The 25,281-nt window shown below is 63.7% G+C and carries 23 protein-coding genes; 10 read left to right on the top strand and 13 right to left on the bottom strand.

Going from position 1 to position 25,281, the window contains the following annotated elements; translation table 11 throughout:
• Nucleotides 1–46: 46 nt before the first annotated feature.
• Nucleotides 47–742, bottom strand: coding sequence for a carbonic anhydrase (locus tag ACSFDB_RS16710; RefSeq protein ID WP_440772051.1), 696 nt, complete (start codon nucleotides 740–742; stop codon nucleotides 47–49).
• Between the two features lie 195 nt (nucleotides 743–937).
• Here ACSFDB_RS16710 and ACSFDB_RS16705 point away from each other — a divergent pair, with 195 nt between their 5' ends.
• Nucleotides 938–1,954 carry an NADP-dependent oxidoreductase gene (locus ACSFDB_RS16705; RefSeq protein WP_440772050.1) on the top strand — a complete coding sequence of 339 codons (1,017 nt, stop codon included), beginning with the start codon at nucleotides 938–940 and terminating at the stop codon, nucleotides 1,952–1,954.
• Nucleotides 1,955–1,996: 42 nt separating this feature from the next.
• Here the strand turns inward: ACSFDB_RS16705 and ACSFDB_RS16700 are convergent, their stop codons facing one another.
• The 3 genes from ACSFDB_RS16700 to ACSFDB_RS16690 all read right to left on the bottom strand — a co-directional run bounded on the left by ACSFDB_RS16700 (nucleotide 1,997) and on the right by ACSFDB_RS16690 (nucleotide 5,149).
• The gene (locus tag ACSFDB_RS16700; protein WP_440772049.1) at nucleotides 1,997–2,797 is read right to left on the bottom strand and encodes an ABC transporter permease; all 801 of its coding nucleotides are present in this window, start codon (nucleotides 2,795–2,797) and stop codon (nucleotides 1,997–1,999) included.
• Nucleotides 2,797–3,837, bottom strand: coding sequence for an ABC transporter ATP-binding protein (locus ACSFDB_RS16695; RefSeq protein ID WP_440772048.1), 1,041 nt, complete (start codon nucleotides 3,835–3,837; stop codon nucleotides 2,797–2,799). The genes ACSFDB_RS16700 and ACSFDB_RS16695 overlap by 1 nt, the downstream gene beginning before the upstream one ends.
• A 130-nt stretch (nucleotides 3,838–3,967) precedes the next feature.
• On the bottom strand, nucleotides 3,968–5,149 hold the full coding sequence (locus tag ACSFDB_RS16690; RefSeq protein ID WP_440772047.1) for a CBS domain-containing protein: 1,182 nt from the start codon (nucleotides 5,147–5,149) through the stop codon (nucleotides 3,968–3,970).
• Between the two features lie 541 nt (nucleotides 5,150–5,690).
• Here ACSFDB_RS16690 and ACSFDB_RS16685 point away from each other — a divergent pair.
• The 3 genes from ACSFDB_RS16685 (at nucleotide 5,691) to ACSFDB_RS16675 (ending at nucleotide 7,968) form a co-directional block, all read left to right on the top strand.
• Nucleotides 5,691–5,921 carry a MarR family transcriptional regulator gene (locus ACSFDB_RS16685; RefSeq protein WP_440772046.1) on the top strand — a complete coding sequence of 77 codons (231 nt, stop codon included), beginning with the start codon at nucleotides 5,691–5,693 and terminating at the stop codon, nucleotides 5,919–5,921.
• A gap of 316 nt (nucleotides 5,922–6,237) precedes the next feature.
• Nucleotides 6,238–6,768, top strand: a complete 531-nt coding sequence (locus ACSFDB_RS16680; protein ID WP_090308471.1) for a 50S ribosomal protein L16 — start codon at nucleotides 6,238–6,240, stop codon at nucleotides 6,766–6,768.
• Nucleotides 6,769–7,092: 324 nt separating this feature from the next.
• Nucleotides 7,093–7,968 carry an ATP-grasp domain-containing protein gene (locus ACSFDB_RS16675; RefSeq protein ID WP_440772045.1) on the top strand — a complete coding sequence of 292 codons (876 nt, stop codon included), beginning with the start codon at nucleotides 7,093–7,095 and terminating at the stop codon, nucleotides 7,966–7,968.
• Nucleotides 7,969–8,015: 47 nt separating this feature from the next.
• Here the strand turns inward: ACSFDB_RS16675 and ACSFDB_RS16670 are convergent, their stop codons facing one another.
• Together ACSFDB_RS16670 and ACSFDB_RS16665 are read right to left on the bottom strand one after the other, a co-directional pair.
• Entirely contained in the window at nucleotides 8,016–8,414 is a 399-nt protein-coding gene (locus ACSFDB_RS16670; protein ID WP_090308478.1) for an Hsp20/alpha crystallin family protein, read from the bottom strand.
• A gap of 119 nt (nucleotides 8,415–8,533) precedes the next feature.
• The gene (locus ACSFDB_RS16665) at nucleotides 8,534–9,547 is read right to left on the bottom strand and encodes a type II glyceraldehyde-3-phosphate dehydrogenase (RefSeq protein ID WP_440772044.1); all 1,014 of its coding nucleotides are present in this window, start codon (nucleotides 9,545–9,547) and stop codon (nucleotides 8,534–8,536) included.
• 183 nt (nucleotides 9,548–9,730) lie between these two features.
• On the opposite strand from ACSFDB_RS16665, the gene ACSFDB_RS16660 reads away from it, so the two are divergent.
• Nucleotides 9,731–10,096 carry a DUF7857 domain-containing protein gene (locus ACSFDB_RS16660; RefSeq protein WP_440772043.1) on the top strand — a complete coding sequence of 122 codons (366 nt, stop codon included), beginning with the start codon at nucleotides 9,731–9,733 and terminating at the stop codon, nucleotides 10,094–10,096.
• Nucleotides 10,093–10,791, top strand: a complete 699-nt coding sequence (locus ACSFDB_RS16655; protein WP_440772042.1) for a MinD/ParA family ATP-binding protein — start codon at nucleotides 10,093–10,095, stop codon at nucleotides 10,789–10,791. The genes ACSFDB_RS16660 and ACSFDB_RS16655 overlap by 4 nt, the downstream gene beginning before the upstream one ends.
• Before the next feature lie 92 nt (nucleotides 10,792–10,883).
• Here the strand turns inward: ACSFDB_RS16655 and ACSFDB_RS16650 are convergent, their stop codons facing one another.
• From ACSFDB_RS16650 to ACSFDB_RS16620, 7 genes are all read right to left on the bottom strand, one after another.
• The gene (locus ACSFDB_RS16650; RefSeq protein WP_440772041.1) at nucleotides 10,884–12,176 is read right to left on the bottom strand and encodes a DUF7125 family protein; all 1,293 of its coding nucleotides are present in this window, start codon (nucleotides 12,174–12,176) and stop codon (nucleotides 10,884–10,886) included.
• Between the two features lie 169 nt (nucleotides 12,177–12,345).
• A complete protein-coding gene (locus ACSFDB_RS16645; protein WP_440772040.1) occupies nucleotides 12,346–13,221 on the bottom strand; it encodes a transcription initiation factor IIB in 876 nt (291 codons plus the stop codon).
• 298 nt (nucleotides 13,222–13,519) lie between these two features.
• A complete protein-coding gene (locus ACSFDB_RS16640) occupies nucleotides 13,520–15,235 on the bottom strand; it encodes a secretion system protein (protein WP_440772039.1) in 1,716 nt (571 codons plus the stop codon).
• 7 nt (nucleotides 15,236–15,242) lie between these two features.
• A complete protein-coding gene (locus ACSFDB_RS16635) occupies nucleotides 15,243–17,171 on the bottom strand; it encodes an ATPase, T2SS/T4P/T4SS family (protein WP_440772038.1) in 1,929 nt (642 codons plus the stop codon).
• 31 nt (nucleotides 17,172–17,202) lie between these two features.
• On the bottom strand, nucleotides 17,203–17,667 hold the full coding sequence (locus ACSFDB_RS16630; protein WP_440772037.1) for a DUF7311 family protein: 465 nt from the start codon (nucleotides 17,665–17,667) through the stop codon (nucleotides 17,203–17,205).
• A complete protein-coding gene (locus ACSFDB_RS16625; RefSeq protein WP_440772036.1) occupies nucleotides 17,664–18,491 on the bottom strand; it encodes a DUF7310 family coiled-coil domain-containing protein in 828 nt (275 codons plus the stop codon). Before ACSFDB_RS16625 ends, ACSFDB_RS16630 begins: the two co-directional genes overlap by 4 nt.
• A gap of 79 nt (nucleotides 18,492–18,570) precedes the next feature.
• Entirely contained in the window at nucleotides 18,571–19,632 is a 1,062-nt protein-coding gene (locus ACSFDB_RS16620; RefSeq protein WP_440772035.1) for an ATP-binding protein, read from the bottom strand.
• Between the two features lie 74 nt (nucleotides 19,633–19,706).
• On the opposite strand from ACSFDB_RS16620, the gene ACSFDB_RS16615 reads away from it, so the two are divergent.
• The 4 genes from ACSFDB_RS16615 to ACSFDB_RS16600 all read left to right on the top strand — a co-directional run bounded on the left by ACSFDB_RS16615 (nucleotide 19,707) and on the right by ACSFDB_RS16600 (nucleotide 25,258).
• On the top strand, nucleotides 19,707–20,255 hold the full coding sequence (locus ACSFDB_RS16615; protein WP_440772034.1) for a DUF7382 domain-containing protein: 549 nt from the start codon (nucleotides 19,707–19,709) through the stop codon (nucleotides 20,253–20,255).
• A 1,033-nt stretch (nucleotides 20,256–21,288) separates the two neighbouring features.
• Nucleotides 21,289–22,560, top strand: a complete 1,272-nt coding sequence (locus tag ACSFDB_RS16610; RefSeq protein ID WP_440772033.1) for a CARDB domain-containing protein — start codon at nucleotides 21,289–21,291, stop codon at nucleotides 22,558–22,560.
• Between the two features lie 75 nt (nucleotides 22,561–22,635).
• Nucleotides 22,636–24,039 (top strand): DUF8167 domain-containing protein, encoded by a 1,404-nt coding sequence (locus tag ACSFDB_RS16605; protein ID WP_440772032.1) that lies wholly within the window; start codon nucleotides 22,636–22,638, stop codon nucleotides 24,037–24,039.
• A 1-nt stretch (nucleotide 24,040) separates the two neighbouring features.
• Nucleotides 24,041–25,258: a DUF8167 domain-containing protein gene (locus tag ACSFDB_RS16600; RefSeq protein ID WP_440772031.1), complete on the top strand. Its 1,218-nt coding sequence runs from the start codon at nucleotides 24,041–24,043 to the stop codon at nucleotides 25,256–25,258.
• Nucleotides 25,259–25,281 lie beyond the last annotated feature (23 nt).

The raw sequence follows: 25,281 nt of genomic DNA, 5'->3' as shown, positions 1-25,281 counted from the left end.
TCCGGCTCGACGCGACAGAACTCGATATCAGACGGCGTGATCGCCCTCAGTAGAGCAGACTGCGCGTTGCTTCCACGTACTCCGGCGGAATCTCCTCGGCGATCGCTTCAGGGTTCGTCTCGCCGTTGACGTTGACCAGATACGCCCGCCCGTACTCGTCGCCGTAGATCCCCTGGAAGTCGTAGACGAAGCCGTAGACGTCAACGTCGTCCGGGACGTCGTCTGACTCGCGGAGGAACGTCGCCTGGTGATCGACGTTGTATTCGACGAGCTGGTTGATCACGGTTTCCTCGTCGGCGTCGGCGTCGATCAAGTCGCTCTCGAGGGCCTCCTCGACGACGGGGACGAGCTGTCCGACCCACTTGTCGACGCCGCGCGGACCGGGCATGCTGCCGCCGGTTGCGGCCTGGTACGCGGCGGTAACGGCTCCACAGCCGGTGTGGCCGACGACGGCGGCGACGTCGGTGTCGGCGTGGTGGATGGGGTACAGCAGGCCGCCGTCGACGATTTGTTCGCCGTCGTCCTCGTCCCAGACCTGGTTGCCGATGTTGCTCGGAGTGAACACCGTCCCCGGATCGTCGACGCCCCACATCCGTTCCTGTGGGACTCGCGAGTCCGAACAGCAGACGGTGACGACGTCGGGATGTTGTCCCGTCTGCACCGCGTCGAAGTACGCGTCGGGCAGGCCGTCGACGTGACGCTCGTTTCCGGCTAACAACTCGTTGAGAACGTCGTGGTCCATACTGTACTGATGACGTATCTCCGTCAAAACGTTTCCTTTCGGGTCGGGATTTGCGAGGGTCGGGAACGGCGGTCGGTTCTCGACCGAGATTCGGTCAGGGGTCGAGTTGTGGGATCGAGTCCGACGCTAACGAACGAAACTCTCAGCCGGTTCCGGGACACCAATATTAACCTACCGTCCCCACCCATTGGGTGTATGGCAGAAACCAGACAGTGGCAGCTCGCGAGCCGTCCGGTCGGCGAACCGACCCACGAGAACTTCGAACTCGTCACCGTCGACCGTCCCGAACCCGGCCCGAACGAGGTGCTGATCAAGACGCTCTATCAGTCCGTCGACCCCTACATGCGCGGGCGAATGCGCGACGCGGAGTCCTACGCCGAACCGTGGGACGTCGGCGATCCGATGCAGGCCAGCGTCGTCGGCGAAGTGCTCGAGTCCAACAGCAGCCGGTTCGCGGAGGGCGATTTCGTCACCGGCGATCTCCTGTGGGCGGAACACATCGTGGCGGACGCGGGCGAACTCCAGCGCGTGAACCCGGATCACGGCCCGATCTCGACGGCCCTCGGCGTGCTCGGGATGCCCGGCGTAACGGCCTACTGGGGCACCACCGACGTCGCCGACCCCAACCCCGGCGACACGGTCGTCGTCTCCGCTGCCGCCGGCGCGGTCGGCTCCGTCGTCGGCCAACTCGCCACACTCTCGGGCGCACGCGTGGTCGGGACTGCCGGTAGCGAGGCGAAAGTCGAGTGGCTCACCGAGGAGCTCGGCTTCGACGCGGCGATCAACTACAAGGAGACCGACGACCTCTCCGGCGCGGTCGACGAGCACTGTCCGAACGGCGTCGACGTCTACTTCGACAACGTCGGCGGCCCGATCACGGACGCCGTCTGGCCCCGGCTGAACGTCGACGCTCGCGTCGCGGTCTGCGGCCAGATCGCGCTCTACAACGAGACCCAGGTGCCGACCGGCCCGCGAAAGCTCGCGAAACTCATCGAGACGCGAGCGACGGTCGAGGGACTGCTCGTCAGCGACTACCAACCCCGCTGGGGCGAAGCCCTCCAGCGTCTCTCGCAGTTCGTCCGGAACGGCGATATCCAGTACCGCGAGAACGTCGTCGAGGGCTTCGAGAACGCTCCCGACGCGTTCCTCGGGCTGTTCGAGGGCGAGAACATCGGGAAGCAGGTCGTCAAAGTCGCGGACCGCGAGGCGTAGTCGGAGTAGCCGCTCGAGGCGAACTGTCGCCCGTCGGCCGCCTCAGTCCGTCAGCCCGTAGCCGATTTTGAACAGGTAGACGTCTATCGCGATGACGACGACGGTGAGCAGCGTCAGAATTCCGAGCGACGCGTACGGCGCGAACTCGGCGTAGGCCGTCGGTGCGACCGAGATCATATCCGAGTGACCCAGCAGGCCGTATCGGACGCTGTCGACCATGTACACCATCGGGTTCAGCAGGGAGACCTGCACCTGCCAGGCCTGGTCGAACATCTCGAGGGAGTAGAAGACCGCCCCGAAGAAGACGAGCGGCCGCAGGATGAACTGGTTCATGACCGTGAGATCGTCGAAGTCCCGCGCCACGAGACCGCCGATGATACCGAAACCGGCGAACAGCGACGCGATGACGATCATCGTGGCGACGAGGAACAGCCCGTGTTCGATCGAGATCGGCACGAACAGCCGACCGATAACGGCGATGATCACGCCGACGATCAGTCCGCGGACGGCGCTCGCGCCGACGTAGGCGACGACCATCTCCGCGTAGGACAGCGGCGAGGTGAGCGTCTCGTGGATGTACTCGTTCCAGCGCCCGTGGAAGATCGAGAACGAGGCGTTCTCGAAGGCGTTCGAGATCGTGCCGAGGACGACGAGTCCGGGGACGAGAAAGAGGATGTAGCCGATCCCTTCGACCGGCTCGTCGATCCGTCCGCCCAGAATGAGGCCGAAGACGGCGAAGTAGAGCACGTTCGTGATCGCCGGCGGCATGAACGTGTTCTTCGGTCGCCGGATGAATCGCAGCAGTTCGCGCCGGAAGAGCGCCCGGAAGCCGACCGACAGCATCAGGCGACCCCCTCCTGTTCGCGCTCGCGTTCGGCGTCGCGTTTCTTTTCGCTGTTCTCCTCGGTGTCACCGTCCGCAGGCGACGCACTGGATCGGGTTACCGTTCGATCCTCGCTCCGCGTTAGATCGACGAAGATCTCCTCGAGCGAGGTTCTGGAAATCTCGAGGTCGACGATCTCGTAACCCATCGCCTCGAGATCGTGCAACAGTTGTGGCGCGGTCGAGCCGCCGTCGTCGACGCGCACCTCGAGGCGGTCGCCGGCCGCAGAAACCTCATGGGCGTACGCGCCGAGGTCTGCCTCGAGGCCGGCCGTCGCGCTCGAGGAAACCGGGGACTCGAGACGAACGGAGATCGTGTCCGTTCCGCGGGTCTTCAGTTCGTCCGGCGTCGCGACGGTCACCTTCCGGCCCTCGTTCATGATCGCGACGCGGTCACAGAGCCGTTCGGCTTCCTCGATATAGTGCGTGGTCAAGAGGATCGTCGTCCCCTCCTCGTTGAGTTCGGTGACGAGGTCCCAGAGGTCGTGGCGCAACTGGACGTCGACGCCGGCCGTCGGCTCGTCAAGAATCAGCAGATCGGGATCGGTGACGAGCGCGCGGGCGAGCAAAAGCCGGCGTTTCATCCCGCCGGAGAGCCAGTCGAAGCGCTCGTTGCGCTTGTCGTAGATCCCGACTCGCTTCAGCACCTCGTCGGCCCGTTCGGCGGCTTCCTCCTCGGAGACGCCGTGGTAGCCGGCCTTGTGCTCGAGGACCTCCCGAATGGGGAAGAAGCGATCGACGTTGAACTCCTGGGGCGCCAGTCCGATCGCGTCGCGGGCCTGCCGGTAGTCGTCCTCGACGTCGTGGCCGAAGACGCGCGCGTCGCCGCCGGTCTTGCGGACCAACCCGACCAGCGTGTTGATGAACGTCGTCTTGCCCGCGCCGTTGGGGCCGAGCAGGCCGAAGAACTCGCCCTCCTCGACGGTGAGCGACAGCTCCTGTAGGGCGCGCAAGTCGCCGTACTCCTTCACGAGGTCCGTCGTCTCGATGGCCGGTGGCATCGCCGGGGAGTCGGCCCCGGCCGCGGTTAAGAATGTTGATAGCGGCGCTCGAGACGGCCGAAACGGCTGGTTTTGCCGCTTCACCGCTCGAGTACGTCGTCAGTCCGTCGCTCAATTGGCAGACCGTCGCTCAGTCCGCGGTTCGTGGCTGCCGGTTCGGGCTCACCGAACCGCTCTTCTGGACGATATCGAAGGCGGTCATCACGTCCGAACGCGAGATAAGGCCGATGAGGTCGCCGTCGTCGACGACGAGCAGGCGACCGATGTTGTGCTCGCGCATCCGCTCGATCGCCGTCATCGCGTCCGACTCGGGTGAGATCGTCTTCAGATCGGTCGTCATCACTTCCTCGACGGTAAACGCGTCGCGCTCGACGGGGTCGATTTCGCGGGCGTCGCTCAGCGTGACGAGACCGACGAGTCGCTCGCCCTCGAAGCCGCTGCGGTCGATCACCGGATAGCCGGTGTGGCGCTCGGTGAACATCCGCTGGATCAACGCCGCGACCGACGTCTCGGGGCCGACGGTGTGGAGATCCTTCGCGGGCGTCATGATATCACCGACGGTGACGTCCTGGAAGGCGGCTTTCATCGTCACCTGCTGGGCCTCGCTCGAGGCCGCGATGTAGATGAAGAAAGCCAGCGCGATGAAGATGATGTTGAACTGCAGGAGTCCGAACAGCCCCATCAGGATCGCGAACAGTTTACCGACGCTGGCGGCCTGCTGGGTCGCCTTCGCGTAGGGCGTGTTGCGGGCGAGCAGCGCCCGGAGGACGCGACCGCCGTCCATCGGGAACGCGGGGATCATGTTGAAGCCGGCGAGGACGATGTTCAAGACCGCGAGGTAGCCGAGGACGAACCGCGCGCCGTCGAGCGATTCGGGGGTGACGAGGAAGAGTCCGTACGACGCCACACCCACGAGTATGGAGACGATGGGGCCGGCGATGGCGATGTTCAACTCCTGTCGCCAGTCCTCGGGCATCTCCGAGAGCGCGGCGATGCCGCCGAGCAGCCAGAGCGTGATCGAGTCGATCGGGAAGCCGTAGCGCTGGGCCGTCAGCGAGTGGCCGAGTTCGTGCAGGACGACGCCGACGAACAGGCCGATCGCGGCGATCAACCCGATGAGGAACGGCATCCACGACTCAGTAGTGAGCGCGTCGACGTCGATCCCCGCGCCCATGGACGTGTTGAGGATATCCACGACGGGTTCGATCTGGGCGCCGATGAGATACGCGAACAGCGGCAACACCAGTAAGAACGTGAGATCCAACTTGATCGGAATCCCGAACAGGGAGCCGATCCGGAAACTCTTCATCATGTGTCACACTATCGGCGGAGGCGCCTTAAAAACGCCGCCATCGCGACGTTCCGCCGCTCGCGCCGACGGGATGTGCGGACCTTGAACCTCCCGTCCACGACTCCCGTCACTCAGATACTCGTCTGTAACCGATGCCGAGGCCGGAGCAGTTCGCTCGACGGCTCTACTCGAGTCCCATTCACCCGATTGGCGGCCGTCACGGGCTGGGGATGTTAATACTCCTTATACAGGATGCTCCACATAGACCCTAATGATTATTCATTTTGTTTACTACTGTCGATTAGCGTGATTTCAGCAATTCGAATCGAATCGAGTCGAACTGAGCCAGCGCAGCGTCGGAACCTATTGCGAGACGAGACAGTCGCTCGATCCTGCTTGAGAGGCTCCAGTCTGCCGTATGCGGGACAATAACATTCATCGCGTCGCGATAGCTTCTCTTGTCACCTGGAATCAATAGATATAATCACAATAATACTCGTTAGCCAATATGCATTATCTCCACCATAGATTTATACAGGAGTTCGCCGTTGGTGTTGATACGATGATAGAACAGACTCACCCAAGCGCCGAAATCAGCCAGCTGCCGACCGAGGTCGAGTCCCCGCAGGGCAAGCTCGTCTACCTCTACATCGACGCGACGGGCGGTGCCACCGCCGACGAGATGGGGAAAATTCTCTCGATGAAGAAGATCGGGATTCTGAGCGTTCTCAATTCGCTCTCGAGTGCGGGTCTCGTCGAGAAGCGAAACGATCAGTACGTCCTCGCCAACTGAGCCGCTATTCTGTCGCCGCGCGTCGTGCTGTCGGTGCCGTCACGGGAGCCACGGCTACTCGAGTCCGCCGCGAACGTCGGTTCCATCGAACGGAACGCTCCGGCCTTCGACGACCACGTGCACCGTTTCCGGCCCTCTTCCTGACGATTTCCGCCGGCAGACCGGTACGCGCTCCTGATCTTTCGGACCGGCATCGGTGTCGATGGAATCGGTTGGCGTCGCCTCGTCCGCTCGCGTATTCGAACCGCCGTTCCAGCGCGTGGTTCGAAGCCTTTATCCGCACGGTAGGCCTGCGTTTTCGTAAGTAATCACAGCCATGTCAGACAAACCTGCCTCAATGTACCGGGAAATCGATAAGCCGGCCTACACGCGCCGCGAATACATTACCGGCATCCCGGGCTCGAAAATCGCACAGCACAAGATGGGCGACGTCAGCGCCGATCCTGACGAGTACCCCGTCCAGATTAGTCTCATCACCGAGGAGGAAGTGCAGATCCGTCACGGGAGCCTCGAGGCCTCGCGTCTCTCGGCTAACCGTCACATGCTGAAAAACGCCGGTGAGCACAACTACAAGATGATTCTCCGAAAGTTCCCCCACCAGGTCATCCGAGAGAACAAGCAGGCGACGGGTGCGGGTGCGGACCGTGTCTCCGACGGGATGCGACAGTCCTTCGGGAAGATCGTCGGCACCGCCGCGCGAATGGGCTCCGGCGAGCGCATCTTCACGATCTGGTGTGACGTCGACGACGCCGAGTTCGCCAAGGACGCGCTCCGACGCGCCTACAACAAGATCTCGCCGCCGTGCCGCATCGTCGTCGAACGGGGCGAAGAGCAGCTAATTGCGTAGGACGAAGTTTTGCTCTGCGGTCTATCGCGGCCGCGGTCCGCCGCGGCCGCGATGTCCCTCGGCAAAAATTCGATTAAAAGCACTCCTCCTTCCGTTCACTCACTCCTGAGCGACGCTTCGCGTCGCTCAGTCGTTCGTTCACATCAGTCGTCGGCCCGCTCGCTCGGCCTTCGGCCTCGCTCGCGGTGAGTATCGGTGAACCACCTGCCCTTCCCCGAGTCGCGCGTCTCTCGCCGTTGCTCGAGACGCGCTCCTGGCCACTAATCGGAGTCCCGACCGAGTGTCTCGAGCACCTTTTTATTGCCTCCATCCCGATTTCCGACTATGATCGATCTCGCGGTCGCAAACGATCAGGAGACGTTTCAGCGGATGCGAGAGCCGCTAGCCGAGCGAGGAATTCGGGTCCATCACGTGCCCGCGAGCGAGCGCGTGGTGCCGTTAGGCGAGGACGCGCCGTGGTCGCCCGACGAGTACGACGCCGGCTACGTTTATCCCGGCCGACTGATGGAAGGTGGGGTGGCCGACGCCCTGCTCGAGGTACCGTGGCTCAACGACCACGAGACGGTGTTGACCTCGCGGAACAAGGCCGAGGTGATCGCGCGACTCGGTCGGGCCGGCCTCCCGGTGCCGGAGTCGGTCTACGTCTCGAACGAGGTCTCGGAGTCCGAACTCGCCGACGCCTTCGAGCGGTTCGAGCCGCCGGTCGTCGTCAAGCCGAACTCGACGACCCGCGGCGTCGGCGTCGCGAAAGCGCACGACCTCGACTCGTTTCTGGGGATCTGTGACTACCTCTCGCTGGTCCACGACTACCGCGCGACCGGTGACCGCTCCTTTCTCGTCCAGGAGTATCTCCCCGACGCGACCGACTATCGCGTGATGGTCCTCGAGGGCGAGTACGTCGGCGCGGTCGAACGTCGCCTGCCCGACGACGCGGTCGCGGAGGGCCAGTGGAAACACAACGTCCACCGCGGCGCGGCGGCGACCGGCGTCGACCTGCCCGAACCGTGGCGCGAGTTGGCCGAAGCCGTCGCCCGCGAACTCGAGATTCCGTTTCTCGGCGTCGACTTGCTCGAGACCGACGACGGCGTGGTGATAAACGAGACGAACGCGCGCCCGACGATCGATGAGGAAACGAAGTACGAACCGGGGTTTTACGACCGACTCGCGGCTGCGATTCGAAAAACGGCCGACCGAGAATAGAATTCGCGCGACTGCGACGTCGCTGTGACTGCGACCGCGAGGACCGCCTACTCGAGACTGATTCCCGACGACTGCTCCGCGAGGTCGAAGACGACCTCGAGGACGCCGTTGTTGTAGGTCGCGGAGGCCGTGTGCTCGTTGACGCGCTGGGGCAGGGAGACGCGCTCGTCGTACTCGCGGTGGTCGCTCGAGGCGGAGATGGTCAGCGTCTTGCCGTCGCACTCGAGTTCGATGTTGTCCTTCTCGACGCCGGGGAGGTCCGCGACGACGCGGATCTCTTCGTCGGTTTCGTGGATGTCGACGTGGGTGTCCATCCCGAAGCCGTTGTCGACGCCGGAGGAGTTGAAGTCGACGTTCGCGTCGGCTCCGTTCATCATTTCGTTCATCATGCGTTCAATCTCGCGGAACAGGTCGTCGAAGGGTTCGTCGCGGTCGTCTCGGCGCATGCGAACGTGTAGTAGACCGCGAGGCAAAAACTTTCTGTCGTCGCTAGTTGTTTGGAGTGATCGAAATCGAAGAAAGCGGGGGAGCGTCGCGTCCGGATCGGTCGCTCGAGACGGCCGATCTACAGACCGATACCCATCGTCTCGTCGGTCGTCGCGATACTCTCCTCGGCGTCGGTCGCGCCGAGCACCGCTCGGATGGCGTCGACGTTCTCCGGGACGACGTCGCTCTCCTGGTGGATCCCCTGGAAGAGATAGAGATCCGTTCCGACCGTGGAGATGGACTCCTCCCAGATGCAGTTCTCCCAGATGTCGCCGCGCGGGCGGCCCGCGTCCATCGCGTACTCCTTGAGTTTCCCGCTGCCGTCGATATCCATCCGCTCGGGGATCAGGAACAGTCGGGACTCGTCGACGAACAGGTCTCGAACCTCGCTCGCGTCGACCTCCTCCGCCAACGTCACGTTCAGGCTGTGCATGTGCATCAGCGTCGCGGGCACCTTCATCCCGAGCGTGTCGATGTCGAGGTCGTCGAAGATGGTCTCGACGTCGGGCCCGTGGTGGGAGGGGATCGTGACCGGGTTCGGCAGAATGTCGTTGATCGGCCCGCGCGAGGTCTGGCCGGGGTCGCCACCGCGGCGGACGAGCGTCGCGCGAACCTTCTCGACGCCGTAGGCCTCGCGAAGCGGTGCGAGAACTCGCGAGAGTCCGGTCGTGTTACAGGAGACGACACGGACGTGGTCGGCGTCGACGGCGTCCTCGAAATTCGAGCGCGCGTTGAAGCTGACGTCGACGAGGTCGGCGTCCTCGCCGCCCTGGTAGAGCGCCGGCGTGTCGTACTCCTCGTACATCGACTTGTTCTCCGCGCCGATTCCCGAGGGCGTCGCGTCGACGACGACGTCCGCTTCGTCGACCAGGTCCTCGACGGGACCGGCGATCTCGAGCCCGGCCTCTTCGAACTGGTCTGCGCGCTCTTCGATGGCGGCATAGAGCGGGAACCCCTTCCCGACGGCTGTCTCGGCCTCGAAGTTCGGCCGCGTCTTGGCGACGCCGACGACCTCCATATCCGGCTGCTCTCGCACGGCGTCCGCGACGCGTTTTCCGATCGTGCCGTAGCCGTTGATCGCGACCTGAATCATATGTCCGGGAGTCCACTACCGAGGGGGATAACCGTTTCGAGCCTTTTCGACCGATTGTAACTCAGAACCGAGTTTTACACGGGTTTCGGTGAGTATTTCGAGCGCTCCGCCGTCGCGATCCGATCGGCGACGCCACCCTAATCGTGTAGAACTTTATACGATAGCGCGCTCGAAAATACGGGCATGGTCGAGGTCGACTGGAACACTGATCGCCGGGAGGGGGTGACGTTCGTGACCGCAACCGTCGCGAACACGCGGACGACCCCGCAGACGGTCCGTCTCGAGAGCCAACTCGACGGTCCGACCTGGCCGCCGCGTCGAAACGGCGTTACGGCACCCGAGTGGGACGGGGACGTCTGGGAGGGCACTGTCGAGCCGGGACGCTGCCGCGGCGTCGGTTTCGCCAGTCCGGTAGCACCGACGGAGCCGCCGATCGAGGTTCTCGAGGTGTCGCGCGTCTCCAACGTAACGACCGCGACGTCGGACGAGGTGCTCGCCGAACTGGACGGCTGGGCGCCGACTCCCGACGTCCTCACCCGAGACCCATGATCGTCGCGGTCAGTGGCGGGAAAGGCGGCGTCGGGAAATCGACCGTCTCGCTGAACCTCGCGCGGGAACTCGACGCCGTCGTTGTCGACGCGGATCTCGCGACGGCGGATCTCCCCCGCGGCCGCGGCGCCGATTTGCACGACGTCCTCGCGGGGCGCGCCGATCCGCTCGAGGCCGTCGACTCGTTCGGCTCGATTCGAATCCTCCCCTGTGGCCGGACGCTCGCCGGCGCTCGAGCGTCGAACTTGAGCGAACTCGAACGGGTGGTCGACCGACTCGAGCGGAAGTGCAGCCGCGTCGTCATCGACTGTCCAGCAGGGCTGGCACGCGACGTCGGCATGCAGCTCACGTGTGCCCACGTTGCCGTCCTGGTTACCACGCCGACCGAAGCGGCGGTCGTGGACGCGCTTCGAACGCGGGAGATCGCACTCGAACTCGATACGCCGATCGCGTCGATCGTCTGCAACCGAACCACGGTCAACGAGCCAGAACACCTCGCGACTCGCGTCGAGCGGGAACTCGGGGCCCCGACTGCGGTGATCGAGGAGCGCTCGGCCGTCGACGATGCGATGGCACGGTGGCAGCCGGTCCGCGATGCCCATCCCGACTGCGACGCGGTCGATGCCTTCGAGGACGTTGCGTACTCGATTGAACGCTGCGAGAAGCGTCTTTCCGGTCGTATCGGGGTTCTCTGAGCCGTACTCATCCCCTCCTCGTTCGACCCGAATCGATCACGTTCCGCGACCGAGGCTTCAGACTGGTCGAACCGATCTCGGTGTTCGTACGCTCAATTCCCGTTCTGGTTCGTCTCGAGAGCCATCGCCTCCACGCCGTCGAAGGTGAGTTCGATCGTCTCGGTGAACGTACTCTCGGGACGGAACTTAGGAACTGACAGATAGTGTTCGACGGCCGTTCCGACACCCGACTCTCTCGTCCGCAGTTCGAAGACGGCGTCGACCGCGTGGATCGTCGCCGTTCGGTTCTCCGGTCGGCCAGGTCCGTCGAGACAGTGTAACACGGCGACGCCGTCGGTCTCGACCATCCGATCTTTCAAATCGTTCAGGAACGAGACGTACGCCCGTCGATCGTCTCGTTCGAGGACGTCCACGAGGTCGATGACGAGCGTGGCGCCGTCGGGCAACTTCCCGATGATCTCCACGGCATCCTCGAGGACCTCCGTTCCCTCGACGTGGCGGATCGTCGGATTCCCGGTCTCGACGGACGTGGTCTCGATCGCCCGGCGGACGTTCGCCGTCGATCGCTCGGTCGTGAGATACAGCGTGCCGCGGGGTGCCGTTGCCTCGTAGAGCAGTTGCTCGGACTGACTGGCCGGCTCGGCAGTCAGCGCCACGACGGAACCCGGAGCGAGACCGCCGCCCAGCCGTCGATCGAGGGTGTCGATGCCCGTCGGCAGCAGTTCGTCGTCGTACGCCGGTGGCGTTCGGTCGGTCGCGTTTCGCGTCTGTAACGTCTCGACGATTTCCTCGTAGGCGGCTGTGGTGTCCTCGTCGGTCAGCGGCGACTCTGCCTCCGGAACGACACCCAGTACCGGCACGTCGACCCACGACTCGACCTCGGTGGGGACCTCCTCGCACCTGTTCACCACCGTCCCGAGCACCCGCACGCCGAGCCGGCGAGCCATCTCGACCGTCGTCTCGGCGGCCGTAAGACTCCGCTCGCTGTCCGTCGTGACGACGATCACGCCGTCGGCCGCCGACAGCGGTTCGACGACGTCGGGTCCCGCCCCCGAGGGACAGTCGACGACCGTCTGTATCGAGTCGGCCTCGACTCGCCCCAGCACCGACTCGAAGTCGAGCTTCTGGGACGGCTCCGGCGCGGGAACGATGCCGGCACGCGACGTCCGCGGACTCACCTGCGCGACCGACCGGACGTCGGTCTCTGCCGTGAGCGCCGCGAGCGTCGGCTCGCGGTCGACGCCGCCGGTCACGTGCACGTTCGGGAGCTGTCGATCCGCATCGATCGCGATAGCTGGCGTTCCGGTTCGCGCAAAGCCCTCCGTGAGACCGAGCGTCGTAATCGTCTTTCCGCAGCCGCCTTTCGCGCCGGCGATAGCAATCATATCGGGATTGGCGCGTCCTCCTTTTTCAACCTGTACACCGTTCCCGGGGTCACACTCGAGAACGTCGTCGCTCCGACGGCCGGAATCTCACGACTGGAGCATCTACTGGCCGTGGAGTTCGCCGTCTCGAGAGCCTCTCTGAACGCAAAATGGTGTTGCCGAACCAACGTTATCCGCACTGTTTCAGCTCGGTGGCCGTCGACCGAATCGTCATCCGCGAGACGTTCGCTAGCTCGGCGACTTCGGTTTGCGTGACGTCGACGCCGTGATCATAGGCCGCCCGGTAGAGGCAGGCGGCCGCGACACCGCTGGGGTTCTTCCCGCTGATCCGACCACGCTCGCGCAGCCACGTCGCGTACTCTCGGGCGCGGCTCTCAATATCCGCCTGCAGTTCGAGTTCGGACGTGTACCGCGGCAGGTACTCGACCGGCGAAATCGGACCGACCGGAAGGCCGAGCTCTCGATTGAGCGCGTCGTATGCCGCCTTGAGCTCGCTCTTGCTCGCGCGCGCCTGCGAGACAACCTCGTCTATCGTCCGTGCGATCGACTGGACGCGACAGGTCGCGTACACCGTCGCCGCAGAGAACCCCTCGAGCGAGCGTCCACAGAGTAAGTCCTCGTGCTGGGCCGACTCGAACAGCGCACACGATTGCTCTCGAACCGGCGTCGGCAGCGACAGCGAGGAGACGAGTCGCCGGATCTCGGTAAAGCCGTAGGCCTTGTTCCGCTCGGCTTTCGACGAGAACCGGGCTCGGTTGTGTTGCCGGCGCATGCGGACCAGCTGGCGCTGACGCTTGCCCGTCACCTCCGCCCCCGTTCCGAACCCGATTCTGGTCGACAGTCCCCTGTCGTGGCGCGAGCGCTCGAGCGGTGCGCCGGTTCGACGTCGGTTGTCACCGTTCTCGAGGGTCCACCACTCCGGGCCGCGATCGATACTGTCTTGGCCGACCACGAGCCCGCACTCCTCGCAGATCACTTCGTTTTCCGTCGTTCGAAGACGGCCACCACACTCCTCACAGCTCTCCGTCTGGGTTGCGCGTTTCATTCAATCCCCACCGCTTCAACTTCGTGTCTACACTATATTATATTAAAACTTCTGAACAATACGAAAATGCAGAATTTTATAAATTACAGGGATGGCTAGACAAAGATACGACCGATAGTTGACAGCATTTCTATGAGTATATAACTATTAGGTATCCGAACAAAAACTGCTGAATCCATCACATTCTAACCATCGAAACCGACGGACCTCACCGGAATCGGTGCGCGGGTGTACGCGTTCGATTCCCGATCGAAACCGACCCGTCCGTTGCTGAACGGTATCGGTCCCGAACCGTCTTTCACAGCGCCATCTCGATGACAGTGACGGAAAACCCGTACAGGGCCATCGAGGTGACCAACGCTCGGCCGATGTGATAGCCGAAGAGGGCGCGATCCAACCCGTACCGGAGGGCGATCGAGAGCGGAATCAGGATGAAACACAGCGTGATGAGATAGACGCCGACGACGATGGCGAGCGATTCGGCGGGAAAGGCGGCCGCGTCGAGGTCCGCCGTCCCGACCATGTCTTCGCTGGACATCATGGCGGCCATCGCGACCGTCGCCCCGGCCACCAGCGGTCCGAAGTAGGTCGCCGTGTTGTCGAGCGTTCCCGTCACCTGCTCGAGACTCCGTTTCGTCTTGGCCTCGACCTCGTCGAGTTCCTCTAAGTGATCGGCCATCGAGACGATCGCCCGACCCGCGGGCTTGCCTTCGTCGGCGGCGATCGCGAGCAGCGCGGCCGTCCCGCGGGCCCGCGGACTCGGGACGTCTCTGAGCGCTCCGTACTCGCCGAGGAAGGCGGCTTCGACGCCCGTGTGAAGACGCCGCTGGACGCCGGAGGCGTGCTCGAAGATCTCGCCCGTTTCGGCGGGGACTCGCGCCGCCGCGAGTTCGACCGCCGACTCGACTGATTCGCCTTCGGCGACCTGGCGGCCGACGATATAGAGTGCGTCGGTGAGGTGTTCCTCGACGTCGCGAACGTAGTTTCGCACCTCGAGAATCGGCCCGAAGATCGCGAGCAGGCCAGCGCCGAGTCCGAGACCGAGGCCGATGATCGGCGCCAGATGGGCGGGACCGAACGTAACCGTGATCGCGTACCCACTCGCACCCGCAAGGATACCCCACAGTCCCCGCAGCCAGAGCCGGTCGGGAACGTCGGGGTGGTCGTGGCTGACCTTCGGCGGCGGGAACGCGACCGGGCGGCGGACGAGGAGCCAGAGACTCGCAGCGACGAGACACGCCGGGAGGGCAACGTTGTACAGCAACACGATGATCCAGATGTTGACCGAGAAACCGACCATCGGCACGGCGGGAACGAGCGCGATCAGCGCCAGCGGGATCATGATCCCGAAGGCGAACAGTGCGGTCGTCGGCGCCCGAATGGCGGCGGTGAACTCCGCCATCTGGTTCCGGGTACCGGTAAGCACCGCCGAAAGCGCTCGATCGAGCGTTCGCGCTCGTTCGCCCTCCGGCGCGTCCTGGGCGGTTGCAAGCAGGTGTGAGGAGCGGCGCAACGCGGGGAACCACTCGGACCACTCCTCCGCGAACGACAGCAGTCCGGTATCCGCAGTCCCCATCGAGCGATCGATGTGGCCGTCGAGGCTGGCCGCCAGCGGCCCTCGTCCGGTTTCGGCGGCGAATCGGACGGCGCTCTCGAGCGCCGGCTGAACCTGCATCCGCAACACGGCGCGGCCGACGAGATTCGGCGTGTCGCCGAGTGCTTCAGTTCGGCGAAACGCCGCTTGGAGATGCGGCAGCGAGTGAATCGCGTGAATCGCCGCGACGGGCGTCACGAGGACGAAAAAGAGGACGAACGTGAGCGGTGCCGAGGTCACTAACAGCGGTAACGGGAGCAGTGCGCCGACGATACCGGCTCCGTACCCTGCACGAATAACTGTCTCGTCGTCGTGTGGCGAGTCGATGAACGAAAGCGAGTCGACGAGGTCGTCGCTCCCGTCGACGTCGTAGGGGTAGAGCGCGGCCAACTTCTGAATGAGTGCCGACGACAGCGTCATCGATCGATTACTTCCTCCCCCGGTCGGCGTACGCCGAAGCTACTTCGCGCGGACTCGTCCGTCCGTCGGCGGCGAGTCTCGAGAGCCGCTCCGTGCGCTCCGAAATCGCCCGCCGAACCGATGCGTACTCCTCGGCTGGCCTGGTGAGTTGATCGACGGTCCGGCTCTCACCGCGGTCGATCCGGCCGGTCGGAACGGTGTGTCCGTCGTCGTCGAGTTCGTACAGCGCCTCGAACCAGATGTCGTCGCCGCTGGTGATGACCTCCTCGATTCTGGCGACGCGGCGGTCGCGGCCGTTCGGCGTTCGGTACGCCTGGACAGTCACGACGAGGTCCGTCGCACCGAACGAGGAGGGTTCGACCTCGAGGTCGGAGACGACGCGCTCGTAGACCTCGTCGGCCCCGTCGCCGTGGATGGTCCCGAGCACGGCGTTCGCGTTCGCACCGACACGCATTGCCTCGTAGAGCACGCGGGCCTCCTCGCCTCGGATCTCCCCGACGACGAGGGCACCGTCTCCGAGTCGGAGTGCCGTCTTGAGCGCCTGTTCGGGCGAAATTTCCGGCCCGTCACCGGTTCCGGTTCGGAGCGCCTGGACGTCTCGATCGACCGACTGCAGCGGGTCGACCGGAAGTTCGGGCGTGTCTTCGATCAGGACGGTCCGCGTGTCCGGCGTCAGTTCGTACAGCAAGGTTCCGAGGAGGGTCGTCTTCCCCGACCCTCGAGTGCCGGCGATCAGTGCGGCCGCATTGCGCTCGATAGCGACCGAGAGAAACGCGGCGACCTCCGCCGGCATCGTGCCGTTCGCGACGAGACTGGGGAGCGTAAAGCGGTCGTCGGCCTCCTCGCGGAAGGCAAAGGCGACCCCCTCCGCGACCGGATCCGTAACGCCAGCGACGCGGACCCCGGTCCCGTTCTCGAGGGCAGCCATCGCGTCGACCGTCGGATTCGCCCGCGAGAACGCCCGTCCGCTGGTTCGACGGACGCGTGACGCGAGCGCCCGCGCGCCATCGACCGTCAGGTGGACGTTCGTCGTCATCGACTCCCCGTCGACGACGAGACGGATCGGGTTCTGGGACACCGGCGAGGTCACGTAGACGTCCGTCACCCGCTCGTCCGCAAACAGATCCTCGAGGATGCCGTAACCGCTCGTGTGCTTCGAAAGCACCCGCGTCAGCAACGGATCGGCCGGCTCGTCGGTCGCGTACTCGATCGCGCGCGAGGCCGCACGGTCGCCCTCGACGTACCCCTCTGCGATGGCCTCGTAGCCCTCGATGAGGTGTTCTCGCTCCGTTTCGGAAAGCGTCCTATCGACGACGTCGAGAACGTACAGCGGAACGCCGTCAGATCGCGTGTAGACCCGCGCTTCGCTGCCGGTATCGAGCGTCTCGACGTCTTCGAGACGCGCACCCTCGTCGATCCGCTGGTCGACGAAATAGTGTCCGATAGTGAGTCCGACGGTCGAGGTCAGCACCGAGTCGTAGCTGCCGATCCCGATCGCTGCGTCCGTGAGTCCGGACTCGACGGCGATGTCCGCGACCGGCCCGATTTGGCTCTCGAGTTCCGCAGCAACCTCGAGTGGGTTGCGCGCGGCGGCCTCGGCGAGTCGCTCGTCGCGCTCGCCGAGCAGTTCGACGAACCGGCCGGCCGCGCCGAGCAGTTCGACGCCCCGATCACCGTACCGTCGTTCGATCCCGTTCGATCGGGTGAGGATACTCGTCGCCTCGCGGTCGGTGAGCGCGTCGACGACCGTCCCTCGACACGCCGGTGCGCTCGCGAGGTCGCCGTCGCAGTCACTCGCGTCGACTACTACCAACTCATCTTCGAAGGAGATACTGCACGTACACGCCCCCTCCGACTCGCCATCGCCGAGCAACGACCCGAGCCCGAGTTCGTCGAGTACGGACCGAAGGGCGCTCGCGACCCCGTCCTGTGACATGTCGATACTGGCGGCGCGTTCCGGTTTAAAATTATACATCACGGGCGACGATTATCGGCTCTCCGTCCTCGTCTTCCAGCAACACGAGCGCGAGGCGCTGGTCGCCGGTGCCGCCCAACTCAGTCGGTTCGTTCCCCTCGGAATCGTTCCAGACGATTTCTTCGTTGATAACCTCCTCTCGTGTGGTGCCGTCCTCGAGGACGTACCGGGCGTGCGTGTAGCTCCCGTTCTCGTAGGGGACCAGTTCGAAGTGGTCGACTCCCTCACTGGTCAGCGTGCTCCGCGGGAGCGTCACCTCGACGACGCGCTGGGGATCGGGGTGGCCGTCGGGAGTCACCTCTTCGTTTTCGATCAGCGAGGTCGCCTCGTCGTCGATCTCCGCCAGACTCGCGTCGACCTGGCGCTCGCTATTCATCGTTGCCCCCCTGTCGATGGCGGGGATCGAGATCGCGAGGAGCGCGATCGTCAACATGACGGCGAGAACGTATCGAATCACGATAGTGTCGCGCGAATCGAGGCGAACAGACCGCTCGATTCGTCGTTCTCGTCATTCCTGTCGTCCTCGTCGTCCGATAACTCGGCCAATTGGGTATCGTCCGAACTGGCTGCGCTGTCCGAATTGGACGCGCCAACTGAACTGGATGTCCCTACCGAACTGGATCCGTCGCCCGCGTCGTCCGACCCGGAGAGTCGCCGTTCGATCGCCTCCTGGACGGCGAGTCCGCTGGACGAAGCGCTGTCAGCGGCGTCCGCTTCCACCTCGTCTTTCGGTGGCTCGAGGAGCGTTTCAGCCGTTGTTTCAACATCACTGGACTTCCCCAACGAAGCGTCGGCCGCCGAACGCTCCGTCGCCACGAGACCTGTTGAGCCGGATTCGTTCGCACCGGTTTCCGACGTGTGTCCCACCCTGGACGTCTGCTCGTCGCCACCAGCGGTCTCCAGTGCAGACGGCTCCGTTCCTGCATGGTCACTGGTGCCGTCGAAGTCTCGGCCGTCGGCCTGTCGCTCCCGTTTTGCGAGTGATCGCTCGAGTTCGTCGATCCGATACTCGAGCCGATCGACGGCGGCGATAGCCGCGTCGGCCTGTCGCTCGACGCCCTCGTTGACCGTCTCGACATTGCCGACGAGTCCGGTAACCGCGTCGACGTTCCCTTCCAGTTCCGCAAGCCGCCGCTCGTGTTCTTCGAGTCTCGTCTCGAGGCGTTCGACGTCCTCGATGACTGCGGCGAGATCGGCGAGTCGGTCGAGTTCGACGTCGCCGTCGACGACCGCGCGCTCGACCGCGGACAGTCGCTGATCGATTCGCTCGATATCGCTCATGTCGCTCTTGGCCGACTCATGGTATTTAAACATCAACTTCGATTGAAGTATTCGGGTCTCCTTGCCGATCCGATTCGCATCAGTCGTCCGCGACGACGTCACTCGCTCGCGGACTGTCACCGCCGTGTGGGGTATTGCGCGGACGGACCTGCGCCGAGTGGATCGTCTCCGTCGCGTCGTCGACGATGACGACCTCGCCGGGGGCCTCCGGGAGCCGGTCCGCGTCCGACAGCGAGAAGTTCATGTACGTCGGCTGGGCTGCCTGCAGGGCGTCGAGGTCCGACTGAGAGGTCAGCCGGTGGGAGATCAGAACGTCCGACTGAGAGATGCCGACCTCGGGGACGGCACTCGGTCGCTGGGTCGCCGAGACGAGGCTCACACCGGGCGCGCGCCCGCGAGTCAGAATTGTCCGAAGAGCTGGCTCCGCCACGCCGTCAAAAAAGGTGTGGGCCTCGTCGAGGAGCAGCCACGGGAGCCGATCGACCGTTTCGGTAACGCGTGCGCGATACAGCGCTTCCGCGACACCGCGGCAGACGGCGTTCATCGGCGCGGACTCGAGACCCGAGACGTCGATGATCGTTACCGCTGAACTGCCGAGTTCGTTGGCATCGATCCCGTCGGGGTCGAAAACCTCCCACGCGTCGGCGAGTCGGAGGTGGTTGCTCGCCGCTCGTTTGTCGGCGACCGGGGCGTCGGTTGCTTCGACGTGGGCTTCCATCTCCTCGAGCGTCGACCCCGCCTGTGCGGCTTGCCAGACGAGTCCGCCCGCGCCGCTCTCCGGCGAGAGCCCGAGCAGCGCACACCACGAGCTGGGATCGAGCGAGGTCGGCGTGACGGCCGGTTCGTCGATCACCGTCGCTGGGACGCCCGCACCGGGAGTCGACTCCGCGAGCGTGTCGAAGACGCCCATCGGATCGACGATCACCGGTGCGACGCCGTCGGCTCGAGCGAGGCCTTCCGCGAGGACGCCCATCGTGTAGGACTTCCCGTAGCCGCGCTTGCCGACGATCAACATCGCGTGCGGGCCGTCGAAATCCAGGTGCAGCGTCGCCCCCTCGCTTCCGTCTCGAGCCCGGTAGGCACCCAACCGCCCGACGGGTCCGTCCTCGAGGTCGTCACCGCGTCCGATTACGAAACTCACAGCGGGCTTTGTCCCTCTTCTCTTTTGAACTTTCGGTCCAACATTTAAGTCAGAAGGCGCGACCAAGAGGGGGTATGCTACCGGACACCCTGTTGTCGGACCGCTCCGACGGGTCGGATCGGTCCGACCGGTCGAACCGTTCTCGGTCGTCGTTCGCTCGAGACGACCGGGCAATCGAGGGCCTGCCGATCCGACTCGTGATCGCGCTGGTCGTCGGTGTGGCGGCGCTCGCGCTGATGTTGAATATGCTTGGTGGGATCGGTGATGTTGGGGATACGGAGGTGACTATTGATATTCCGGATTCCGATGACCAGATAATTCCTCCTGATCGAGATCTTTCAATCGAAATCGAAGTTCTTGACGAAGATGGCGGCTCAGTGTCTGATGCAACAGTAATTGTAACAGCAGGCTCAGCACAACTTGAAGAACCAGTTGAGGGTAATACTGGAGAGGGAGAGAACACTGCAACAGTGGAATTCGGTGGAGAGCAGAGTCTTCGTGCTGATCAAGATATTGGTACGCTCGAAGTCGAAGTAATTCCTCCATCTGATAGTAATTATATTGACGAACAACCCAATCCGGAAATTCGTGTCGCTGATGGTGCAGATCATGACGACATCTGACGACGGTTACAATCCAATAATGGAGAAGTCACAATCTAATTGGGAGAATAGTTGGGTTCGCTTTGTTGTGGTTACTGGCACAATCATGGCTTTTCTTATAATATTGCTTTCTGGGTCTGTAGGAGCATCCGCAATTACCGAAATGGAAGGAGAAGGCACCGAAAGTGATCCATATGTGATTACTAATGCTGAAGAGTTGCAAGCTATTAACGAAGACCTTGACGCGCACTACGTTCTTGGAAACAATATTGACGCAAGTGAAACAGAAACGTGGAACGCTGGCTCTGGGTTCGAACCAATTGGTGAACGGCCTCAAGATGGTACCGTATTCACAGGATCATTTGATGGGCAAGACCACACTATTGATGGCCTCACAATTGACCGGTCGGATGACTATGTTGCCTTGTTCGGAGCATCAACTGGAACTATCGAATCAGTCAGGGTTCAAAATGCAGACGTTAGTGGCTTCAGAGCCGCTATATTAGTCGACTATTTGTATGGCGATGTAAAATCTGTACATGCGAGTGGCCACGTGGAGGCAGATGGATTTGCCGGGGGATTAGTCAGACGAACTGCAAACGATGGAGATAGCACTATCGACAAATCTGGCGCTGATGTTAATATTATTGGTGGGAATGAAGTATACGGACATGTCGGGGGCCTCGTTGCTAATGCAATAGATGTCACCGTTTCCCGTTCGTACGCAACTGGTGATGTTGAAGGTGGAGATGATTCAACTGGAGGTTTGATTGGTTCCTTAGACTCATCGTCTACTGTTCGTCTGTCATATTCATCGGTAGATGTTTCTCAGGGTGATGAAGTCGGTGGCCTCGTCGGTGAAAACAGCGGTTCGATCGATGAATCATACGTAGTTGGACAGGTCGATGGAGGTTCGGAAGTAGACGGTATTGCTGTCCATGATACAGGTAGTGTGACTAATACATATTGGGACATCACTACTTCAGATCATGTAAACGCCGACGGAACTGATTTGAGAACTGATGAAATGACTGGGATGGATGCAGGAACGAATATGGTAGAATTTGATTTCAATAACTTCTGGACGCTCACCGACGACTACCCAGTCCTCGAGTGGCAAGTCCAAGACCTCTCGATCACCCTCGACGACTCGACCGTCGGCGAAGGCCAGCAAATGGGGGTCACCGTCACGCTCACGCTCGACGACGGCTCGACGGTCACCGCCTCCGAAGTCGCCGACTACGATGCCGGCGGCATCGTCGACGTCGATAGCGGCGTCGTCGACGCCAACCAGCAGGGCACGACCGAGATCACGGCCACCGTCGCCGGCCAGAGCGACAGTGTCGAACTCGAGGTCATGGAACCGCCGAATATCGAACTCGAGGACGCTACTCTCGATGCGGATGCCGTCGTCGAAGGCAGCCCGCTCACTGCCACGGCCACCTACGAGAACGACGGCGGGCCGGGCAGCCACACCGCTGAGCTGACGGCCGACAGCGAGGTCGTCGATACGCAGACCGTCTCACTCGAGGCCGACGACGAGACCGAGGTCGACTTCGAGTGGACGCCGAACGGTCCCGTCGGCACCGAGTACGACGTCTCCGTCGACGGAACTGACCTCGGTTCGATCGATGTCGTCGAGTCCGGCACGGTTTCGCTCGCGGACATTTCGGTCCCCGAGGAGGTCGGCTCCGGGTCACCGTACGAGTTCACGGCCGACCTCGAGAACGCGGCCGACGAGACGGTGATCGACACGGTCGAGTACGAACTCGAGAGCCAGACTGTCATCACAGAACCGGTCGCCGTTGATCCTGACGGCTCGACCGCGATACTCGGCTACGAGACCGATGTCGATAGCGGACTCACCGTCGTGCACGGTGTGACGGTCGACGACGAAACGCTCGAAGAGACGAGTCAGGTCACCGAGCCGCCGTCGTTCGACGTCACTGACGTCGAGACGCCCGTGGATGTCGAACCCGGCGACGAGTTCGACCTCTCGGTGACGATCGAGAACACCGGCGGCGTCGAGGGGACGCAGTCGGTCACCGTCTCGGACAACGGCAGCGAGATCGCGACCGAAGAACTGACGCTCGAGGCCGACTCGAGCGAGACGATCTCGTTGGCAGTGAGCGAGGACGCGACGGGCGAGTACGAGTACACGGTCGCCACCGACGACGACGAGACCGATGCCACAGTCACGGTCTCGGAGGAGGCCGATGACGACGGGGCGGACGATTCGGACGGACTGCCCGGATTCGGTGCGGTCGTCGCGGCTGGTGCACTCGCGGTTGCGGTGGCAGTTGCGACACTGCGACGCCGAGAGTAGGGACCTCGAGACGTCTATCGGTACGATTGCGACGAGACACTTACGATCAGCTATGAACGACAGACGCACGATTCAGTGGTATCCGGGGAACGAGAGTGGGACGGCTCCGAGCGGACGGAGCGCTTTGCGAATAACGCCCTCGAGAGCGGGCAGGCACCGATCTCGAGACCGACACACGGGGTGTCGATGATCCCGTTGTTCGTGACACCCGTCGAGATTCTCACGGGTGTGTCCGTCGCCCTCCTGTTCGGCACCGTTTGTGCCGCAGTCGTCGGCTGTGCAACCGTCGTGATCGGCTACGTCGCAGACGAACCGGTCCCGTCAGTCGTGGGTGGTGTGGCGACCGTCGCAATCACCGGCGTCGGCCTGTACGCCGCGGCCGTCGTCGACTCGAGTACGATCCAGCCCGGATTGCTTCTCGGCGTCGGACTCAGTTTCGTCCTCGGGCTGTACGCGACGAGCTGGGGGAGGCAGCTGGCTGTCGACCTGCCGCGGACTACCGCCGGCTCGAGCGAACGAACGCAACCGCTCGCAGCGGACGCGATCGACGCGGTCGACGCGATGGGGCAGGTGACGATTCGATCGAGCGGCGGCGTTCGCGAGTTCGAGGGGTACCCGCCGCTGGGTCCGGAGCTCCGGGCTACACTCGAGGACGGTGCCTGGCGACTCCCTGCGGACTGCCCGCTCTCGGAACTCGAGACGCGCCTCGAGGATCGACTGCGGACGAGCTACGGTTTCGAGGCGGTGTCCGTCTCTGTCGACGGGCGCGGCCGGGCGACGATCACTGCGGCGCCGCCGGCCAACAGCGTCGCGAAGCGGGTCCCTGAGGGGTGGCGGGCCGTGTCGACTCGAGCGCTTCTCCCGACGGGACTGGCGCCAGGCGACGACGTCCTCGTCGCCACCGAGTCGACGACCGTCTCCGGAACGGTGCTCAGCGCGACCGTCGCCCCAGTTGCAGATGGTGGGTACACCAGTCCGAACACGGCACCACATGACGATGGGCCGGGTGACACCCGATCCAAGAGCGGCAGTGGTTCGCTCTCGCCTGACGCCGTAACGGCTGGGGGCGACGGATACGTGACCGTCGCTGTTCCGACCACTGATGCGGATGTGCTTCTCGAGGGCGAACAGGCCAGGATCGTTGTCAGGCCGTCCGGCTCCACGCACGAGTTCGACGCGATTTCATTGCTCGAGCGGGATGGTACCGCGATTCGGCAGAAAACCGTAACCGACGCGGTACGAAACACCGTCTCCGACAAGGAGAGCGATCTCGATGTATTCGCGACCCGAAACGGAGAGCCGAGCGGTAGTGAGCCGGCAGCCGAGTACGAGTGGCGGTTCGAACCCGATTCAGACGCACTCGAGATCGGTAGCGAGGTGTTCCTCTTGGGCTCCGATGTGGCCGCCTTCGGACCCGAACCGGACGAAGGGGGCGAGCGGGACGAAGGAGAACCTGCAACTCCCGAGGTGAGTCACTGAGATGACGATCGCACTCGGACTCGAGGCAGTCGCTTCGACACACCCGCTGCAGACCGGTGGGGAGTTCGGCGGCAACACGACGCTCGAGTGGACGCGAACCGCACTGCTCGGCATTCTCGGCTACGGACTGCTGGCGGGCGTCGGAGCGCTCGTGGCCGCGTTCGGCTATCGAGCGCTGACCGTTCGCGAACTCCCGATCGGACCGGCAGTCCTCGTCGGGACTACCCTGCCGGCGGGCTGGCTGATGACGGAGGCGCTTCGCCACGGTGAGGTCATCGCTGACTCGCCGTTAGTTCATTACACCTCCGGGACGTTCCTTCTCGGCGTGTTGTTCGTCGGTTGTGTCGCCGCGTTCGGGGGTTATCGACTCGGCGACCACCTCGCCTGTGGCGCCTACGGGATTACGCCGATTGGGAGTAATGGTCCGGTTGCAACGCTCGTCCAGTCGGCCGGTCTCGCGAGCGCCGTTCAGTTGCCTGCATCGATCGGCGACGCCGAAGGCTACCCGCCCGTCGACGACGAACGCAAGCGAGCGCTCGCGGGTCGGGAGTTCCTGTTCCCGAGCGGACTGTCGGTCCCGGGGCGTCGGTCTCGACTGGAATCTCGTATCGAGTCGGATTTCGGCGTCGGCTACGTTCGCGCCGATCTCACCGATGCAGGTGCCGTGACGTCGATCGCCGTTGGCGACCAACAGGCTGGGGTGAGTTCGACGCTGGGGCCGGATCAGGTTGCCGTCGCGATCGCCGGCGACCCGTCGCCACGAGCGAGCGCCGGCGATCCGATCGAGGTCTGGACGGCCGACGAGGACTCGAGCCGGCTCGTCACGACCGGTACGTTACGGGCGAGTGCCGGCTCGGTCACGACCGTGGTTGTCGATGCGGACGACGCGGACGCGTTCGAACCGAACGGCCGCTACCAGCTCACGACGCGGCCGGAGACGCCGAGCGACGGGCATGCGCTCGTCTCCGCGATCCGGGCTGGAGATGAGACGGTCACGGCGATCACCGTCGAGGATGACGGCCCGCTCGCGAGCGAGTTCGCCGGCTGGGTTGCCGGGACCGTCCTCGTGATCGACCGAGGCGAAGAGATCCTCTCGCTACCGGCTGACAAGGAGCCGCTGCAGCCCAACGACAGGGTGTACGTCTTCGGGACGCCGACGGAACTCGAGGCGCTTGCAACCGAACTCGAGCCATCCCGGACACCGGAGATGCGAGCGTAACGGACTCACGCAGAGGAGGGCTC

Origin of the sequence: Natronorubrum amylolyticum (assembly GCF_052040145.1) — an archaeon.
Taxonomy (GTDB): Archaea; Halobacteriota; Halobacteria; order Halobacteriales; family Natrialbaceae; genus Natronorubrum.
This window is presented reverse-complemented; position numbering and strand designations above follow the sequence as displayed.

Coding starts and splice junctions, on each gene's coding strand:
- ACSFDB_RS16675 (WP_440772045.1), top strand. CDS start 7,093: ATGATCGATCTCGCGGTCGCAAACGATCAGGAGACGTTTCAGCGGATG.
- ACSFDB_RS16650 (WP_440772041.1), bottom strand. CDS start 12,176: ATGATTGCTATCGCCGGCGCGAAAGGCGGCTGCGGAAAGACGATTACG.
- ACSFDB_RS16690 (WP_440772047.1), bottom strand. CDS start 5,149: ATGATGAAGAGTTTCCGGATCGGCTCCCTGTTCGGGATTCCGATCAAG.
- ACSFDB_RS16670 (WP_090308478.1), bottom strand. CDS start 8,414: ATGCGCCGAGACGACCGCGACGAACCCTTCGACGACCTGTTCCGCGAG.
- ACSFDB_RS16640 (WP_440772039.1), bottom strand. CDS start 15,235: ATGACGCTGTCGTCGGCACTCATTCAGAAGTTGGCCGCGCTCTACCCC.
- ACSFDB_RS16615 (WP_440772034.1), top strand. CDS start 19,707: ATGCTACCGGACACCCTGTTGTCGGACCGCTCCGACGGGTCGGATCGG.
- ACSFDB_RS16665 (WP_440772044.1), bottom strand. CDS start 9,547: ATGATTCAGGTCGCGATCAACGGCTACGGCACGATCGGAAAACGCGTC.
- ACSFDB_RS16625 (WP_440772036.1), bottom strand. CDS start 18,491: ATGAGCGATATCGAGCGAATCGATCAGCGACTGTCCGCGGTCGAGCGC.
- ACSFDB_RS16710 (WP_440772051.1), bottom strand. CDS start 742: ATGGACCACGACGTTCTCAACGAGTTGTTAGCCGGAAACGAGCGTCAC.
- ACSFDB_RS16700 (WP_440772049.1), bottom strand. CDS start 2,797: ATGCTGTCGGTCGGCTTCCGGGCGCTCTTCCGGCGCGAACTGCTGCGA.
- ACSFDB_RS16685 (WP_440772046.1), top strand. CDS start 5,691: ATGATAGAACAGACTCACCCAAGCGCCGAAATCAGCCAGCTGCCGACC.
- ACSFDB_RS16680 (WP_090308471.1), top strand. CDS start 6,238: ATGTCAGACAAACCTGCCTCAATGTACCGGGAAATCGATAAGCCGGCC.
- ACSFDB_RS16600 (WP_440772031.1), top strand. CDS start 24,041: ATGACGATCGCACTCGGACTCGAGGCAGTCGCTTCGACACACCCGCTG.
- ACSFDB_RS16705 (WP_440772050.1), top strand. CDS start 938: ATGGCAGAAACCAGACAGTGGCAGCTCGCGAGCCGTCCGGTCGGCGAA.
- ACSFDB_RS16610 (WP_440772033.1), top strand. CDS start 21,289: ATGGTAGAATTTGATTTCAATAACTTCTGGACGCTCACCGACGACTAC.
- ACSFDB_RS16635 (WP_440772038.1), bottom strand. CDS start 17,171: ATGTCACAGGACGGGGTCGCGAGCGCCCTTCGGTCCGTACTCGACGAA.
- ACSFDB_RS16645 (WP_440772040.1), bottom strand. CDS start 13,221: ATGAAACGCGCAACCCAGACGGAGAGCTGTGAGGAGTGTGGTGGCCGT.
- ACSFDB_RS16695 (WP_440772048.1), bottom strand. CDS start 3,837: ATGCCACCGGCCATCGAGACGACGGACCTCGTGAAGGAGTACGGCGAC.
- ACSFDB_RS16660 (WP_440772043.1), top strand. CDS start 9,731: ATGGTCGAGGTCGACTGGAACACTGATCGCCGGGAGGGGGTGACGTTC.
- ACSFDB_RS16655 (WP_440772042.1), top strand. CDS start 10,093: ATGATCGTCGCGGTCAGTGGCGGGAAAGGCGGCGTCGGGAAATCGACC.